Here is a 15,925-nt window from a genome sequence, read left to right as displayed (position 1 = left end):
CGATCTGATGAACCGACTCACGAACGCGGCTTTGATGAGCCTGAAGTACAGAAATCTTGCTCCCTCATGGCCACGTTGGCCATCTTGCGCTGCAGCTTCTTCACCCGCTCCGACTGATAAGAGGCGACCGTGACCGACATGCCGAGCTTTTCACCCGTTGCAGGGTGGACGAATTCGACCAACATGCCTTCATCGAATGACTTGGCGAAACCATCAAACTTGGCGAGATCCATTACGGCACCACCGTCGCTGGAACTTCGATGATTCCGGTCGTGATGCCGAGGTTGAAAGTCGTCGTCACGATGCCGTCGCTTTCGCCGAAGTTGTCTCGTGCCGACTGCACCAGGTAGTGAAAATAGAACACGCTGTTGGTGTCATTCGCGTCGAGAGCATCCGCCGCTTCGATCTTGATTGCATAGGCGAATTTGGTTTTCTCGGCAGCCCTCAGAGCCACTTGGCCAGCATCGAGAGGATCGCGGCCGCAGACCAGGGCGAGCACGCCGGCATCGCGGGCGCCCTTAAGGTGGCGAACGCGACCGTCGGACAGCGAGGTGAACGTGACGTCGTTCGACTGGTCGCCGAATTCGCCGAGGTTCTGCACCTCACCGATCGACACATAGGTCAAGGCGGCATAGGCGGCGGCATTCGCCGCGGCGGTTGTCGGGCCGATCGATACCTTCGACCCCGAAGCGGTTGTCACCGTCATCGGTCTTTCCTTCCAGATTGTGGGATTGCCTTGCCGAAGGGCGGTTAGGCGAAGCACTTGTAGGCCAAGTGTGCTGATGGCCGGGAACTGGCTTGCGGTGCTATGAGCAGGCAATGCACCGGCTTCCGTACATCAGCCTGACTTTGCTTGTTGCCGCTCTCTTGGCTGCGTTCTGGGTTGAAGAGGTGACGAGCAGCTACTGCGCCTTTGGCTTCGGCGGGTTCCAGTGCAATGCGCCGTATAGCGGCTGGGGCAGTGCTCTCTTTGTCGCCGACCTGGTTCTACTCGGCGCATCCGCACTTCTGGCATGCGTCACAGCCTGGCAGGTTTTCCAATGGTTGAGAGCCGGAAGAACGGGCTAAGCGATTGCTTCCGGTTTCATGTCAGCCTTGCCGAGGGGCGGATCTGACAGACCGTCAACAAAGCCGCATCACCGTGCACATCGCCCAATGCATCTGAGGTTCCCCAGCGATGGCCAGCGCATATCCAATAGCGAACGCGCCGATCGTACCGCAGAATAGCGCCAGGACGATTCTGCACATGGGTGGGGGCTCCAAATGGCGGAAGACGAAGGCAAGCCTGAGCTTGGCAATACGAAAACAGACTATGCAGTGATGGCGGGCCGCGCGGTATCAGGGCTACTACCGTTCGCCGGCTCGTTCATCACCGAGTTGATCGAGAGCATTGTTCCCAACCAACGGTTCGACAGGCTTGTTGCGTACGTAAAGCTGCTCGACGAGCGCATTGAAGGTTTCACTTTCGAACAGAAGGCCGCAATATCGAAAAGCCCAGAGGCCATTGACCTTTTTGAAGAAGGCGGCTCTCAAGCAGCCAGAGCTCTCTCTCAGGAGCGGCTGAGTTACATCGCATCCCTGGTGTCGTTTGGATTGAAGGGAGACGAAAACGATCGGATAGAGGCAAAGCGTATCTTGGCTCTGCTCCGTTCGATTGATGACGATCAGGTTATCATTCTAGCAAGCAATCTCGACAGGTATTGGCGGGACGCTGCATTCCGCGAGAAGCATAAGGAACTCCTGCACGTCGCGTCTATTCACATGCGCTCGTCTCGAGATGAGATGGACAAGGCGACAGTGAAAGAGCTCGCCCTTTCTGCATTGGTGGGCCTCGGGGTATTGAGGCCACGCTTCAATTCCGTGCGAAAAGGCGACTTGCCAGAATTCGACTCGAACACCGGCATGGTGAAAGCGAACGGTCACGACATTACATCGCTTGGTAGGCTGGTCCTCCGGCGGCTAGGCTTGGCAGAAGAGGGCGATCTCTAGGGAATTGATCAATCCATGCACTCGTAGGCGACCGTCACCGGCACCAGGACGTGCGTGTCATCGTCCATGGGCTGAGCAACGATCGGAGCGGCCGTGATACGCACCGTGACGCCGCCGTAGGTCATCCTGAGATTGGCCGGGAAGTGCGCCGCAACCTTCCCCGCCACCTCAACCGCAACCGCTATGTTCTCGTTTTTCTTGCCGAACACGTCGATTTGGAGCAGCCCGAGACGCTGATGCGGATCAGCCGAGCCGATGAACAGCCGGCGGTTCATATTCGGTACGTGGGTGACGCGCAGATAGCCCGTCGACGGCTTGGTGAAGCTCAGGTTCGGCCAGGCGATTGGCAGCGTTGGCGATAACACAAGCGCTTCCACTCTTGCCTTGAGAGCGAGCCAGATCGATGTTTCGATGGATGGCATTTGCTCTAGCCCAGAAACTGATGGTGTGCTTAGTCCGCAGTATGTCCTGCACATGCTGCGATCAGTTCGAAAACACGGTTCCAATCCGAAGCCCAGCCGCACTCACGGCGGCTATCCGCACTGCACAAGCAGCGATCCACAGCGGTCATTTGGCCCCTGAGGATCGGTCCTTTCTCGACATCGAGCAGAATGGACCGTGGGATGATGTAGTCGACCACCTCTTCCGCTGCACGGCCTGCAGTCAGAGTTTCAGGCTCTCGGCGGAAACATATCATGGCACCGGCGGCATTTGGTCAAAGGTGCCTGACTAAAGCCCCAGTCTGGCTTTCACTTCGGCCGCCTTGGCCTCGACAATCGCGATCCACCGCTGAGCCACCATCGTCACCCACGGCCGCGGAGCATTGCCCCGGGCACCGTAGTGGACGTAGGCCGCATAGTTGGCCGTGTAGCCCAGATAGATCGTGTCACCGAGATCCGCGCCGGCAATGACGAGCACGATGTCGCCGAGATCGGCAGGACCGGCTGCGCCTGGATTCGCCCGTGTCATCTGCGGCATCGCAGTAATCGATGCCATCAAAGAGGCACGAAGGAAGCCCGTGTCCACCGGAGCCAGCTCATTCAACTGGCTGACCAGTTCCTGGGCGCTCTCCTTGAAAACCGCCTCGAGCGCACCCTCGACCTTGGTCGCCCACGATCCGACCTGAGCAGCAAACGAAGCCATGGCATTTCATCCGATCAAAGATCTGGTCAGCCGCGCACGAGGAACACGATGCAAAGGATGACGACCAAAGGCATCAACGCCGCGAGAACCAACGAAGTGTGCATCCGGCTCGCCCAGACATCACCTTGCTTCGCGTGTTCCTTGAGGATCGCAAAGGTGGTGAGCATACTGTTCGGCCCGGCATAAGGTACCGGTTTCACGACGACTTCCGGCTTCTGTCGGGTAAGCCAGATTGAATAGAATTTGGGTGGGAATGCGAGCACAGCCCCGGCAATTATCGCGGTAAGAACCCAATGCAAGCCCACCTCCCCGAGATCAAGCGTTCGCAGCTACGAAGTCGATTTTATACCCCGCGAAACATTTACAACCGAGTTTATGCCGCGCCGGCACTCCCGGAGCATACGGGTAAGGGATCGGCGTTCCGTCAGGTGCGATGAACGGCTGGTCGAACTGCACCGCCTGACCATGCATCGCGGTGTGCTGCAGCCTGGGATGCTCGCTCGGCGACCTCCGCCATGTCTTCGTCACCGCCTGAGCTTGCACCCTGCCCTTGTCGATCTGCTGGCGGAAAGCGATCTCCTTGGCCACCGCCAAAGCCTCGAAGGTCTCATTCAGCGCGATCGTGTCGGCACGCAGCTTCAGCAACCCGTCAGCATAACGTGTCACGATCCTGTCGACTGTCTCGGCCGGGATCGGCTTGCCGTCCTTGAAGGCCTTCAAAACCGATCTGTCGAAGCGCTTATCCCTCCGGCCGCGTTGGAGATAGTTCCGGATGCCATCAGGATCCGCCAGAGCCAATTCCAGGCGCGCGCTGGCGACATGTTGGCTCTGCTGTGCGGTTAAGCCGACGATGCCGCCCTCGCGCTTCCCTGTGACCCTGTTGACCCGTCCCGCAACCTGCAGCGCGGTCTTGGTCGGATTGTCGCCGCGGCTAAGCCCTTGCTCAAGTGCAGACCGGATCGCGACCTTCTGATCTTCGACGATGTTCGTCACCAGCATTGCGCTGTGCTCACGCAGCCATTGCTCTGCAGCTAGGTTCCTTGCGTCCCAGCGCACCACAACTTGATGGCCATCTGGATCACGCAGAGCCGGCATCTGCTCGACTGCTGCAACACCACCGCCGTTGAATGCCTGCCTCAGCGCCTCTTCCAGCGGTCGGAATGCCGCCTCATCGAGGTTCAGAGCCTTGATCGCACCAGCGATGTCGGCGCGCTCCAGCCTTTCCGCAATCCGCCGCAATACGATGTTCGACCGGATGTCGTCGATCGCCTCCATGAAGGCGGCGCGAATGACCGGCTCGAACTGCTGAACCAGGATTTCAAGGCGTTGACGCGATGACAGGCGTTGGAGCATTCTCGCGCCTACCTTCCTCAAAAAGAGCTATGAACAGCAGATTGTGGAAACCAAATACATCTCCGAAGAGGTCTGGCTGGACGGGCTGAACTCGGCTAGGGCGTTGCTTCGCTCGTTAGAAGAACCAAACAATGGAGGCTTTGGATCCCGGGCGCTTGCCAAGGCGAAACACAAAGTCGATCGGATTTACGCGCAAGGCCTGCCAGAATGGCAGGAGCGAGATCGAACCTCTCAATTGCTCTAGCTGTCCGAAGCGCTCGCGTGGTGATAGGCGTTTGAGCATCGGACGGGGGTCTCAGACAGTGCTTCAAAAGTATCCTGACGGTGTTAAGTGGCAGAACAGTCGCGGGCGACGATTGTTCGACCTCACCAAAGCTTTGCTCTTAGAGACGATATGGACGACGCTGGTCATGATCGCTGGTGTGTACGCAGCAAGGCTGTTCGTTAACAGCGCTCAAGACGACAAGCCGTGGATCTACATTGTTGCAGCCGCAGTGGTTGTCTCGTGGAAAGCCATTTCAGGCTCGTTCAATGCGTGGCGTATGCTTTTGTGGTTGGGCCGAACAGTTTTCCGCCCGAAAGGCTCACAGACCTTTCAGATGATTGCGACGTCACTCCTAACAATGGCATGGATTTCGGGCATCATTTCAATCGCCATAAAGTACGCTTTGCCCGTCGTCTCCTTCTTCAAAAGCACCGGACTTTCGTTTTCCTTCTAGGAAGGCGATTAGGCCGCACAGAACACCTTCCAAGCCACCACAGTTCCCGCTCCTGGTATCTTCACCGGATTGGTGATGGCGCACACCCTACCGTCGATAACGAGGCTGTCAGTGATCTTCACGTCCGTGACATCCACGGGTACGGGCGGGTCGACTGGTACGTCATTCTGTATGATCAGCATCGCGGTCACGGCGAACGTGACGACATCGCCGGTCTGCACGATCAGGACCCCGTCCTCATATCGCTGGTGAACACGCCGCACCGCCGCCTTCAGTTCCCACGTCTCGGTCGTTTCTGTCGGCGGGTCCCATTCGTTCGGGCCGGGCGTGGTGGTGACGCGACGGAGTTGGACAGAGCCTTGCTTGAACTCGCCGAGCAGATCGTCGGCAACGCCGCGCATCTCATCGTAGAAATCAGCCATGGAGGCCTTAATCCCAAATCAGTAGTTGGTTGCGTACGATGGCGGCCATCGGTCCAACTATCGGTTGCAGGCCCCAATGAGCGACAAAAACGTAGAGCCGCCACTCTGGCGAATGACGATCGGGGTGATGCTGGATACGCTTACCGCATCCGTCTTGATGGGTTACGTTGCAGGGGCGCTCACTGGTAACCTCAGAGAAGGCCTATTCTGGTTTCAAGGCTGGTCGCTTGCATTCTATATCGGCCTGATCGTGAGCTACTTCATCGTCGGGAATGTGCTCCTCGGCGACAGCCCGTGGAAATGGTTCCTCAAGAGGGGATTTCCGAAGGATGAACAGGGCTGAAAGCCATCAAATCCTAACCAGATCGACGGAAGCGCTGGCTGGCACCAAAATGCACCGCAGCGCGTCCTCCACCGCCCTCAAAAACTGGGCGCATCGCCGTTGGAGAGGCTGAGGCACCCCTCACAAATGCCTCGCTCATCGCGCAACGGAGGACCAACCTCATGCCCGCAGTGCACGAATGCTGTCGTCGAGATAGATCGTGTCTCCTAAATCCGAACTGCGCCAACTACGACGATCGTAGTAGTTGGCGCGCTTGCAGCGATAGATAGTTTCACGGCCGATCGGGGTCGCCTGACAGCAGTTCTCGGCGAGCTCAGGCAACATTGTCGGTCCGGAGGGAGGCGAGCCCGATCACCCTGCCTTCTTTGCTGTGGTTCGACTGACCTCCAGGCCTTCTCAAGCACATCCGCCTTCCACAGCCAGGCCATTTGCCGTCCCAAATTTCATCCCGTCGAGATGACAGTCATCGCGAGACCCGGTAAATGTCCCCTCGAAAAAGAGGGCATCATGAAATCACTGTTCTTGTCTGTCGGTCTTTTGCTGGCCGTGCCGCCATCTGCTGCTTTCGCGCAGCAGATCGAATCCTATGTCGCCAGGTTGAGCGCCGCCGACCATTTCAACTCGAATGGCGAACGCCTCACCAGCGTCGCCGCGATCATCCGCCAGGACAGGGCCAATCTGTATGTCTACGGAAAGGGTGACCCTGAGGACGAGACGGATTCGTTCTTTTCCGACAAGGGCAATCGGGCCAAGCTCGAAAACATGCTGAACCGGGGGACGGCGAGCAAGGCGTCCCGGCAGGCGATTGTGAACGGTACGCCGATGATCAGGGTCAAGGTCCATCCCGACTTCATCGATGTCGAAGTCTATCAGGACTGAGCTGTTTCGGCTCTCGCCTCGCCAGCCGCGACACCACTTCGAAACAAATCGCGCCGAAGCGGAACCGGCGCGATTTCCGCAATACAGAAGCCACCTGTGAAAACAGGCGCTTTCGAAATGCTGTCTAAGTAGTTGAAATGGTGGGTGATGTAGGGATCGAACCTACGACCCGCTGATTAAGAGTCAGCTGCTCTACCAACTGAGCTAATCACCCACGGGGCTGGTGAAAACCAGCTTGGGCGGGCATATAGCCGCCACTCCCCCTCCTGTCCAGCCCCTGTCGCTTCATTTCCCGACAAATCGATACGGTTCTTTTTGCCGCACCTGTCTGGAGCCCGGTTTGCGCCTGCCGGATCAGACGAACAGCTTGCCCTCGCCCACCTTCACCGCCTGGCCGCCGATGCGGGCAGACGCCAGCTTGCCGCCAGCGACGTCGAGCTCAAGACGGATTCGTGATGGACGTCCCATTTCCAGCCCCTGCTCGATCCAGCAGCGTGTCATGCCGTCGCCCGGCTGGTCGAAATGCATGATTGCGCCGGCGAAGGCCGCCGCCGCCGAGCCGGTCGCCGGATCCTCGTAGGACGGATTGCCAGGCACGATCATCCGCACATGGAAGGCGCTCTCCTTGTTCACCGTCTCGCGGCAGTAGACATAGGGGCTGGCAAAAGCCCATTCGCTCTTCTTTGGCGCCAGCTGAGCCCACATGTCGTTGTTGAGACGCGCCTTGGCCGCAGCCGCCAGATTCGCGACCGGGATGGTCACATAGGGCACGCCGGCGCTGAAGAAGGCGACGCGGTGGTTCTCGAAACCGATCTCGTGCGGTCCCAGCCCCAACGCCGCACCGATGGCTTCAGGCTCGGCCGTGAGCTTGAGCTGTTCCGGCAGTTTGGCAAGGTCGAACTCGGCGAAGGTGGCACCCTCACCGCGGCTTACGGCGCACCGCACCGGCCCGATGTTCTCCTCCAGCACGAAGATGGCATCTTCCTTGCCGCTTGCCAGCTCTGTCAGCGCCACGGCGCTGCCAACGGTGGGGTGGCCGGCGAACGGCATCTCGTAGTCCGGCGTGAAAATGCGGATACGGGCGCGGTGCCGCGGGTTCTCCGGCGGCAGCACGAAAACCGATTCGGACAGGTTGAACTCGCGCGCGATCCGCTGCATGGCATCGAGGTCCAGCCCTTCGCAGTCCAGCACCACGGCCAGAGGGTTGCCGGCCAGGCCCTCGTCGGTAAAAACGTCATAAATCAGATAGTTACGTACCGCCATTTGCGAATTCCCGTTCGACTGCCAGCCAACATGACTGAAAATTAATTTGCTATTGCCCGCACAAAACCTGATGTGTCGCAATCAGGGACATTTCGAGCAGCATAGGGGTCCAACGTGGACCAGACTGTCAAGCAGCCAGGGGCGGAGGAGGCTTCCGCCATCAAGGCGTCCCTCAACCTCGATACACCCGGTGCAAGGCGGCAACGCCGGCGTGGCTGGTTCTATGCGGCTTTGGCCGCGCTTGTCATCGCGGCGGCCTTTGGCGGCTGGCGCTGGTATGCAGGCGCACCTGCCCGTATCGACTACACCACGCAAGCCGCCGCGCGTGCGGATCTGACTGTCCAGGTTTCTGCCACCGGCACCTTGCAGCCCCTCACCCAGGTCGACATCTCCTCGGAGCTGTCGGGTATCGTGCGTACCGTTGCCGTCGAGGAAAACCAGCAGGTCAAAAAGGGTGACGTGCTGGCTTCGCTCGACACCACCAAGCTGGAAGTCCAGATCGAACGGGCCACTGCCTCGGCCAAGGCGGCGGCCGCCGCCGTCGAAACGGCGGAGGTGACGCTGCGTGAAAGCGAACAGAGCCTGTCGCGTACCTCCGAATTGACAAAGCGCGGCATGGCTACCCAGCAGGCGCTGGATACCGCGCAGGCAGCGCGCGACCGCGCCAAGGCTGCCCTGGACAGCGCGGAAGCCAGCCTCGCCATCGCCAACGCCGACCTGAAGGCACAGCAGACCGATCTCGCCAAGAGCACCATCTATGCGCCGATCGACGGAATCGTGCTCACCCGTTCGGTCGATCCCGGTCAGACCGTGGCCTCGTCGCTGCAAGCGCCCGTCCTGTTCGTCATTGCCGCCGACCTGAAGAAGATGGAAGTGCAGGCCGCGATCGACGAGGCCGACATCGGCACAGTGCAGCCAGGCCAGAATGCGCGTTTCACCGTGGATGCTTTCCCCGAGCGGCCGTTCAACGCGCAGATCCGTGAAATCGCTTACGCATCGGTCACCACCGACGGCGTCGTCACCTACAAGGCACGCCTTGAGGTGGACAATGGCGAACTGCTGCTGCGCCCCGGCATGACGGCCACCGTCTCGGTGGTGACCAAGCAGTCAAAGGGGGCGTTGACCGTCCCCTCTTCAGCATTCCGCTTCCGCCCGTCCGCGGATGCGCGCAACCGGGAATTCAGCCTGCTGTCGATGTTCACCGGCCGCCCGAACCGCGTCAATGCGGGACCTCGCGACCGTCAGCAGGCTCGCGGTCCGGAAGGCACGCGACGCCTTTTCATCCTGAAGGATGGCCGCCCTCGCCCCGTGGACGTCACGGTGGGTTCGACCAACGGCGACCTGACCGAGGTTCTGTCGGGACTGGACGACGGCGATCTCGTCATCACTGCAGCGCAACAGCGCAGCTGACCATGCGTGCGGCTCCCCTGATAAACTTCGACAAGGTCTGGAAAACCTATGGCGAAGGCGAGGCTCGGGTAAATGCCCTGGCCGGCATAGATCTCGCCATTCCGCGCGGGGAATTCGTCGCCATCATGGGCCCTTCCGGCTCCGGAAAATCCACGGCGATGAACATTGTCGGCTGCCTCGATACGCCGACAGCCGGCACCTACAGCTTCATGGATGTCGATGCCGGCAGGCTCGATCGTGGTCGCCGAGCCACCTTGCGCAACCTGCATATCGGCTTCGTCTTCCAGGGCTACAACCTTCTGCCGCGCACGACGGCCGTCGAGAATGTCGAACTGCCGCTGATCTATCGCGGCGTCGCTCATAACGAGCGCCGCCAGCTTGCCATGCAGGCCCTGGCAGAGGTCGGGCTGACCGGGCGCGAACACCATACGCCGGCCGAGCTCTCCGGCGGCCAGCAGCAGCGTGTGGCGATTGCCCGTGCCATCGTCAGCCGCCCGACCCTTCTGGTGGCCGACGAACCGACCGGCAACCTCGACACTGCCCGCAGCCACGAGATCATGGACCTGCTCACCCGGCTGAACCAGGAACTCGGCCTGACCATCGTCATGGTCACGCACGAGCCCGATATCGCCGCTTATGCCGGCAGGACCATCCGTTTCCTCGATGGCCATATTGCTTCCGACGCGACGACCATGGAGGCGACCCAATGATCTGGGAAACCATTCGTCTGGCGCTGCGCTCGGTGCGCCGCAATGCATTGCGCTCTTTCCTCACCTTGCTCGGCATCGTCATTGGCGTCGCCGCCGTCATCGCCATGCTGACCATCGGCTCCGGCACGACGCAGAAGGTCAAGGCAGACATCTCCAAGCTGGGGTCGAACCTGCTCGTGGTGCGTTCCGGCCGCTTCAATGGCCCCAGAACCTCCGATTCCGTTGCACGACCACTTGAGGAAAAGGATGCTGAGGCGCTGTCCAGGCAATTGTCCGGCGCGCGTGCGATCGCCCCCGCAGCACAGAAGCAGGTTCGCGCCGTCTTCGGCACGGAAAGCCTGGTCACGGCAGTGACCGGAACCGAGAGCGGCTTCCTCGATGCCCGCGACTGGAAACTCGCCTCCGGCCGCACTTTTTCCGAATCAGAGACCCGCTCGGGCACGGGCGTGTGCCTGATCGGCGAGACGGTGCGGCAGCAATTCTTCGGTGCCGGCGACCCGGTCGGCGAGGCAATCCGTGTCAACCAGATGAGCTGCCAGGTGATCGGCCTGCTCGAGGCAAAGGGTTATACCGGTTTCGGCCAGGACCAGGACAACGTCGTGCTGATGCCGCTGCATGCCTTCCAGCGGCGCATTGCCGGCAACCGCAATGTCGACAACATCTATGTCGCCGCCGACGAAGCGACGCCGACATCGGTGCTTCTGCCGCGTGTCGAGGGCATCCTGCGCGATGCGAGGCGTGTGCCGCCGGATGGCGAAAACGACTTCGACATCCGCGACATGACGCAGATCGCTGACACGATGGCGAGCGCCACCGCGACCATGACCGGCATGCTGGGCGCCGTCGCCGGTGTAAGCCTGCTGGTCGGCGGCATCGGCATCATGAACATCATGCTGGTCTCGGTCACCGAACGCACCCGCGAGATCGGCATCCGGCTCGCCATTGGAGCGCATGAGCGTCACATCCTCATCCAGTTCCTGGTCGAGGCCACGGTGCTGTCCCTGCTCGGCGGCATCATCGGCATCCTTATAGGCCTGTCCCTGGCTGGACTGGCAGCCGTGACGATGTCTATCCCCTTCTCGCCGAGCCCTGCGGTCATCCTGCTCGCAGTCGGTTTCTCGGCCTTGATCGGCATGGTGTTCGGTTTTTTCCCGGCCTTGCGCGGCGCGAGGCTGGATCCGATCGAAGCGCTGCGGCACGAATAGCTATTTCCACAGCAGCGTGTTCGCGGTCCCTTCCTCGACCTGGTCGATGACCAGCAGCTTGACCGGATCGGCGCCCAGATTGACGGCCTGATGCGAGGTATCGATCATTTCGACGATGAAATCGCCGGCCTGGTAGGTTTTGCTTTGGCCTGTCTCGACATTGGTCACCTGCAAGGTGCCGCCCTGAACATAGGCGTAGCGGGCCGACGGATGCTTGTGCACCGGTAAGGTAGCGCCGCTCGGAATCTCATAGGCCGAGACCAGAACCTGCACGTTTTTCTGCGGCAGAACGATCGGTTGCCCGCTGGCGGTGGTCGTAGCCGAGGCCAACGGCTTTACGACCACCTTGGCGCCGGTGTTACCGCTGTCGAGAGCGCCCGCAGCACCGCTCAAGGACATTGCTGCCAGCGCGACCATGCTGGACAAAAGGCGCCTTCGAACAATCTGCATGATCATGATCTCCTTCTGGAACAGCCGGGCAAAATCGCCGACGCCAACCAGTGACGTAACGATATCCCGGTAGCAAGGATTGTCTGACGCGCAGTGAACTCAGGTGAAATGCCAGCGTGCGACAGCAGCGAGATGATTGAGCGTTCCTTCGGGCAGATCACGTGCAGAACGGACGATCACCGGACCTTCGATCTCCGGTTCGACCTCAGAGGCGACGAAGGCTCGTATCCGGTCAGCCACGGTTTCGGCAGCCTCGTCGAGATAATAACGGCGAAACAGCATGGTCGAGCCGTTGATCGAATGCAGATGGTAGCCCGGCTCACATGGCGTATGGGTCAAGTCGAGCCCGGTCTCTTCCATAACCTCGCGATGCATGTTGCCCACCGTGTCGGCGCGGCCATCAATAAAATCTTCGGGTTCAAAGGAACCCGCCGCGAAATAGACACGGCCGGCATTGGCCGTGTGCGGCCCCATGCGCACCGCAATCAATGCACCGTCGCCTGCCACCAATGCGGCCTGCGCAAAACAATGTTCAATGTCCGGGCTGCCCTTATTCTTGCGCCAGTAGAGCATCGTTGCGAACCGCGCCACGTGGCAGCGGCCAATCAGTTCACCCCGACTGTTGAGCTTCAACTCCGACGGCAGCGTCAAGGTGCCATCATAAAGACGCGGATTGGCAGCGTGCTCCCGCCGCCAGTTCTCTTCGATGAGCACCATGTTCTCGAGTTCGAACGGATGCGGTTCGGGGTCGAGGCGCACATCCACCGAGGCAACGGGCACAATGGTGCCGCGCGGAATCTCGAAGCGAGCCATTCTCAGACGAGATCCAGCGTGACCGCCACCGGACAATGGTCGGAAGCCTTGGGCCTGTCCCATCCGATGCGTGGAAAACGCTCGATCTCCTGGCCGGGCGGGAATGGCGTGCGCCAGGGCTGTCCGTTGCGGATGATGTCGGGAATGGCCGCATTGCGCGCGGCCATGCCTTTCGACAGCAGGATGTAGTCGAGCTGGCAGAGGTGCCGTTCCTGGGGGCCACGCGTATGGTAGAGCGTCCAGCGATCAATTTCAGGACGTCGCTCGACGATGTTCTCGGCAAAACCATCTGCCAGGAAAACGTTCAGGCAGGATTCGGTCTCCGCCACCGGCTGGAAATTGTAGCCACCATAGGCATCGCCACCGATCAGCACGCGGTGACGATAGTCGTTCATGTCGCCGCAGATCGCCCAGCGCTTGGCAGCGGCATGCTCGGCGCCGAAACGCTGCTCGATGATGCGGCGCACCGCCTGGGCTTCCGCATTGCGCAGCGGCATCGTGGCGGCACGGCCGTCGAGCCCGTTGCGCGGCGGCCCCATCGACTTGAAATGCACCAGATAGAGCGTCAGTGGCACGCCACCGACCGTAACATCGATCTCCAGGCAATCGCGCCGAAAAATGCGCTCATTGGCTTCATAGCCGAGCGCCGCAAGCTCCGGCGTGAACAGGCCGAATTGCTCGAAGGTGACATAGGCATGGCTGGTCATGCGCACGAAGTCGATCGGCTGGCCATGCGCGGTTTCGGTCCGCATCATCACGGCGACATCGATGCCGCGTGAATCGTTGCCATCGGTGGTGTATTTCTGGCGATAGCCCTCACCCACCATCTTGAACAGATAGCCGTATTCGAAGGCTTTCAACGCCTCGATATTGTCCACTTCCTGCAGGCAGATGATGTCAGCCCGTGTCGCGGCGATAGCCAGTGCCGTGAGCTGCCTGGTATCGTCTGAATGGGCGATCACCCGCGCCTGTTCGAGCTGCCGGTACTCGGCCTCGCTGCGGATATCGAAGAGCGCCAGCGTGCGATCCTCGTTGAGCTGATTGCGATAGCCCGAAAAATCGAACCTGTTCATCAGGTTCTCGACATTGAAGGTGGCGAGGCGCAGCGACATGATCCGAGCTTTGCCTGCAAGCCGCACCAAAGACAAGGCTGAACCTGTTCGATAACGGGACGCGACAAGCCGTTTGGAATAGTTGATGAAACCTTTCCATTCATCGCCCGTTCATGGATCGAAGCCCATTGTCGCGTCCTCCCTCGGAATCCAAGGGCGCGGAGGCCTGTGTTTCATTGGAGAGTGTTATGAAACGGCTCATCAACTTTCGTACCGGGCTCGTGACGCTCGGCCTGCTTGTCGGCCTTGCTACGCCGGCCCTTTCCGTTCCGATGCCAGCACCTGCTGTACCCGCAGCAAACGCCGACATCGTAAAAGTTCGCGACAGTTGGGCCGGCGGCAATGATCGCGGCAGTACCAGCTATGAATGGCGACGTGGCTGGCGCGGCGATCGCGCCTGGCGAGGAGATGGCTGGCGCGGCCGCCATTGGCGTGGCGACGGCTGGCGTGGCGACGGCTGGCGTGGTGATCGCGGTTGGCGTCGCGGCTGGCGGGACGACGGTTGGCGCTATCGTCACCACCGTCGCGGCTGGAACAATTCGGGTGTCTACCTGGGCCTCGGCCTTCTCGGCTCCGGGCTGCTCTATGACGACTATTACTATCGGCCGCGCCCGCGCATCTATCGCGCACCTCGCGCATCCGGCCACGTGCAGTGGTGTTATTCGCGCTATCGTTCGTACCGGGCCTGGACAACACCTTCCAGCCCAACTACGGACCGCGCCGGCAGTGCGTATCGCCTTACCGCTACTGAGACGCAGATCGCTCAAATGACCGAGCCGGCGCGGCCCCCCGCCGCGCCGGCTCTCGCACCGCCACCGGAAGCCCCCGCGGGACCGGTCGCATCGGTACGGAACTGTTGGCTTCCCGGTCACCATCCGGGCCTGGCCACCCCGGCACACCCATTTCAGGATCTTGCTGCCGCCAACCAGCGACAAGCGACCTTCATGCCAGGTGGAACCGTGCCGGAATGGCACATGAAAAAGGCCGGCGAAGTGATTCGCCGGCCTGGATTTTTGCGACTGAACATTACTTGAGGATGTCGTCGCGAAGCATCCTGCGCTCCGCACCGGTGCGGAGTGGTCGGTAAGGCCTCAGTTCTTGGCCTTGTCGACCAGCTTGTTCTTCGAGATCCACGGCATCATGCCACGCAGCTTCTCGCCGACCTGTTCGATCGGATGCTCGTCGTTGAGACGACGGGTTGCCTTGAAGCGAGCGAGACCGGAACGATATTCCTGCATCCACTCTGACGTGAACTTGCCGGTCTGGATGTCGGTGAGCACGCGCTTCATCTCAGCCTTAGTCTCGGCGGTGATGATACGCGGACCCGAAACATACTCGCCCCACTCGGCGGTGTTCGAGATCGAGTAGTTCATGTTGGCGATGCCGCCTTCATAGATCAGGTCGACGATCAGCTTCACTTCGTGCAGGCACTCGAAATAAGCCATTTCCGGCGCATAGCCGGCTTCCACCAGCGTCTCGAAACCGGCACGGATCAATTCGACCAGACCGCCGCACAGAACCACCTGCTCGCCGAACAGATCGGTCTCGCATTCCTCACGGAAATTGGTCTCGATGATGCCCGAGCGGCCACCGCCGACGCCGCAGGCGTAGGACAGCGCAAGGTCGAGCGCGTTGCCCGATGGGTCCTGATGGACGGCAACAAGGCATGGCACGCCGCCACCCTTCTGATATTCGCCGCGCACGGTGTGGCCCGGGCCCTTCGGCGCAACCATCAGCACGTCAACGGTTGCCTTCGGCTCGATCAGGCCGAAATGCACGTTAAGGCCGTGCGCGAAAGCAATGGCGGCACCGTCGCGGATGTTCGGAGCGATCTCGTTCTTGTAGATGTCGGCCTGCAGTTCATCAGGCGTTGCCATCATCATCAGGTCGGCCCATTTGGCGGCTTCCGCAACGGTGAGCACCTTGAGACCGTCAGCCTCGACCTTTTTGGCGGTGGGCGAACCAGCCTTGAGACCGATGGCGATTTCCTTGACGCCGGACTCCTTGAGGTTCAGCGCATGGGCACGGCCCTGCGAACCGTAGCCAATGACGGCGACCTTCTTGCCCTTGATCAGGTTCAGATCGGCATCACGATCGTAATAGACACGCATTTG

General features: G+C 60.5%; 20 protein-coding genes and 1 tRNA gene. 8 read left to right on the top strand and 13 right to left on the bottom strand.

Translation table 11 applies throughout. The annotated features are described in order from the left end of the window. Positions 1-17 precede the first annotated feature (17 nt). Both ACFJIU_RS07760 and ACFJIU_RS07755 read right to left on the bottom strand, forming a co-directional pair. Positions 18-233 carry a hypothetical protein gene (locus tag ACFJIU_RS07760; protein WP_379069566.1) on the bottom strand — a complete coding sequence of 72 codons (216 nt, stop codon included), beginning with the start codon at positions 231-233 and terminating at the stop codon, positions 18-20. Continuing rightward, entirely contained in the window at positions 233-706 is a 474-nt protein-coding gene (locus ACFJIU_RS07755; RefSeq protein WP_379069563.1) for an iron ABC transporter substrate-binding protein, read from the bottom strand. The genes ACFJIU_RS07760 and ACFJIU_RS07755 overlap by 1 nt, the downstream gene beginning before the upstream one ends. A gap of 557 nt (positions 707-1,263) precedes the next feature. On the opposite strand from ACFJIU_RS07755, the gene ACFJIU_RS07750 reads away from it, so the two are divergent. Next, complete coding sequence (locus ACFJIU_RS07750; protein WP_379069561.1) at positions 1,264-1,989, top strand: hypothetical protein; 726 nt, start codon at positions 1,264-1,266, stop codon at positions 1,987-1,989. Between the two features lie 8 nt (positions 1,990-1,997). Here the strand turns inward: ACFJIU_RS07750 and ACFJIU_RS07745 are convergent, their stop codons facing one another. The 4 genes from ACFJIU_RS07745 to ACFJIU_RS07730 form a co-directional block, all read right to left on the bottom strand. Beyond that, complete coding sequence (locus tag ACFJIU_RS07745; RefSeq protein ID WP_379069558.1) at positions 1,998-2,411, bottom strand: DUF4128 domain-containing protein; 414 nt, start codon at positions 2,409-2,411, stop codon at positions 1,998-2,000. A 307-nt stretch (positions 2,412-2,718) separates the two neighbouring features. Continuing rightward, positions 2,719-3,132: an HK97 gp10 family phage protein gene (locus ACFJIU_RS07740; RefSeq protein WP_379069555.1), complete on the bottom strand. Its 414-nt coding sequence runs from the start codon at positions 3,130-3,132 to the stop codon at positions 2,719-2,721. Positions 3,133-3,158: 26 nt separating this feature from the next. Next, a complete protein-coding gene (locus ACFJIU_RS07735) occupies positions 3,159-3,332 on the bottom strand; it encodes a hypothetical protein (protein WP_379069552.1) in 174 nt (57 codons plus the stop codon). Between the two features lie 115 nt (positions 3,333-3,447). Then, positions 3,448-4,485 (bottom strand): head morphogenesis protein, encoded by a 1,038-nt coding sequence (locus ACFJIU_RS07730; RefSeq protein ID WP_379069549.1) that lies wholly within the window; start codon positions 4,483-4,485, stop codon positions 3,448-3,450. A 356-nt stretch (positions 4,486-4,841) separates the two neighbouring features. Between ACFJIU_RS07730 and ACFJIU_RS07725 the strand changes: the two genes are divergently transcribed. Beyond that, positions 4,842-5,204: a hypothetical protein gene (locus tag ACFJIU_RS07725; RefSeq protein WP_379069547.1), complete on the top strand. Its 363-nt coding sequence runs from the start codon at positions 4,842-4,844 to the stop codon at positions 5,202-5,204. A gap of 8 nt (positions 5,205-5,212) precedes the next feature. Here ACFJIU_RS07725 and ACFJIU_RS07720 read toward each other — a convergent pair whose 3' ends face one another. After that, on the bottom strand, positions 5,213-5,626 hold the full coding sequence (locus ACFJIU_RS07720; protein WP_379069544.1) for a hypothetical protein: 414 nt from the start codon (positions 5,624-5,626) through the stop codon (positions 5,213-5,215). Positions 5,627-5,702: 76 nt separating this feature from the next. Between ACFJIU_RS07720 and ACFJIU_RS07715 the strand changes: the two genes are divergently transcribed. Both ACFJIU_RS07715 and ACFJIU_RS07710 read left to right on the top strand, forming a co-directional pair. Beyond that, entirely contained in the window at positions 5,703-5,969 is a 267-nt protein-coding gene (locus ACFJIU_RS07715; RefSeq protein ID WP_379069541.1) for a hypothetical protein, read from the top strand. A 507-nt stretch (positions 5,970-6,476) separates the two neighbouring features. Continuing rightward, positions 6,477-6,848, top strand: coding sequence for a hypothetical protein (locus tag ACFJIU_RS07710; protein ID WP_379069538.1), 372 nt, complete (start codon positions 6,477-6,479; stop codon positions 6,846-6,848). A 138-nt stretch (positions 6,849-6,986) separates the two neighbouring features. On the opposite strand, the gene ACFJIU_RS07705 is transcribed toward ACFJIU_RS07710, so the two are convergent. Then, positions 6,987-7,062, bottom strand: a tRNA-Lys gene (locus tag ACFJIU_RS07705). 140 nt (positions 7,063-7,202) lie between these two features. After that, complete coding sequence (locus ACFJIU_RS07700; protein WP_379069535.1) at positions 7,203-8,111, bottom strand: PhzF family phenazine biosynthesis protein; 909 nt, start codon at positions 8,109-8,111, stop codon at positions 7,203-7,205. A gap of 114 nt (positions 8,112-8,225) precedes the next feature. On the opposite strand from ACFJIU_RS07700, the gene ACFJIU_RS07695 reads away from it, so the two are divergent. Genes ACFJIU_RS07695 through ACFJIU_RS07685 form a run of 3 tightly spaced genes read left to right on the top strand, consistent with a single transcriptional unit; the run spans position 8,226 to position 11,436 of the window. Further along, entirely contained in the window at positions 8,226-9,521 is a 1,296-nt protein-coding gene (locus tag ACFJIU_RS07695; protein ID WP_379069533.1) for an efflux RND transporter periplasmic adaptor subunit, read from the top strand. Between the two features lie 2 nt (positions 9,522-9,523). After that, complete coding sequence (locus ACFJIU_RS07690) at positions 9,524-10,231, top strand: ABC transporter ATP-binding protein (protein ID WP_379069530.1); 708 nt, start codon at positions 9,524-9,526, stop codon at positions 10,229-10,231. Continuing rightward, the gene (locus tag ACFJIU_RS07685; protein ID WP_379069527.1) at positions 10,228-11,436 is read left to right on the top strand and encodes an ABC transporter permease; all 1,209 of its coding nucleotides are present in this window, start codon (positions 10,228-10,230) and stop codon (positions 11,434-11,436) included. Before ACFJIU_RS07690 ends, ACFJIU_RS07685 begins: the two co-directional genes overlap by 4 nt. Here the strand turns inward: ACFJIU_RS07685 and ACFJIU_RS07680 are convergent, their stop codons facing one another. The 3 genes from ACFJIU_RS07680 to ACFJIU_RS07670 form a co-directional block, all read right to left on the bottom strand. Then, complete coding sequence (locus tag ACFJIU_RS07680; RefSeq protein WP_379069524.1) at positions 11,437-11,886, bottom strand: cupin domain-containing protein; 450 nt, start codon at positions 11,884-11,886, stop codon at positions 11,437-11,439. A 99-nt stretch (positions 11,887-11,985) separates the two neighbouring features. Next, complete coding sequence (locus ACFJIU_RS07675) at positions 11,986-12,699, bottom strand: hypothetical protein (RefSeq protein ID WP_379069522.1); 714 nt, start codon at positions 12,697-12,699, stop codon at positions 11,986-11,988. 2 nt (positions 12,700-12,701) lie between these two features. Beyond that, entirely contained in the window at positions 12,702-13,811 is a 1,110-nt protein-coding gene (locus ACFJIU_RS07670) for an endonuclease/exonuclease/phosphatase family protein (protein WP_379069520.1), read from the bottom strand. Positions 13,812-13,999: 188 nt separating this feature from the next. On the opposite strand from ACFJIU_RS07670, the gene ACFJIU_RS07665 reads away from it, so the two are divergent. After that, entirely contained in the window at positions 14,000-14,845 is an 846-nt protein-coding gene (locus ACFJIU_RS07665) for a hypothetical protein (protein WP_379069517.1), read from the top strand. 57 nt (positions 14,846-14,902) lie between these two features. Here ACFJIU_RS07665 and ilvC read toward each other — a convergent pair whose 3' ends face one another. Next, positions 14,903-15,922: a ketol-acid reductoisomerase gene (gene ilvC, locus ACFJIU_RS07660; RefSeq protein WP_129414460.1), complete on the bottom strand. Its 1,020-nt coding sequence runs from the start codon at positions 15,920-15,922 to the stop codon at positions 14,903-14,905. Between the last annotated feature and the right edge of the window lie 3 nt (positions 15,923-15,925).

The sequence above is a fragment of the Mesorhizobium sp. UC74_2 genome, assembly GCF_042701485.1.
GTDB lineage: Bacteria > Pseudomonadota > Alphaproteobacteria > Rhizobiales > Rhizobiaceae > Mesorhizobium.
This window is presented reverse-complemented; position numbering and strand designations above follow the sequence as displayed.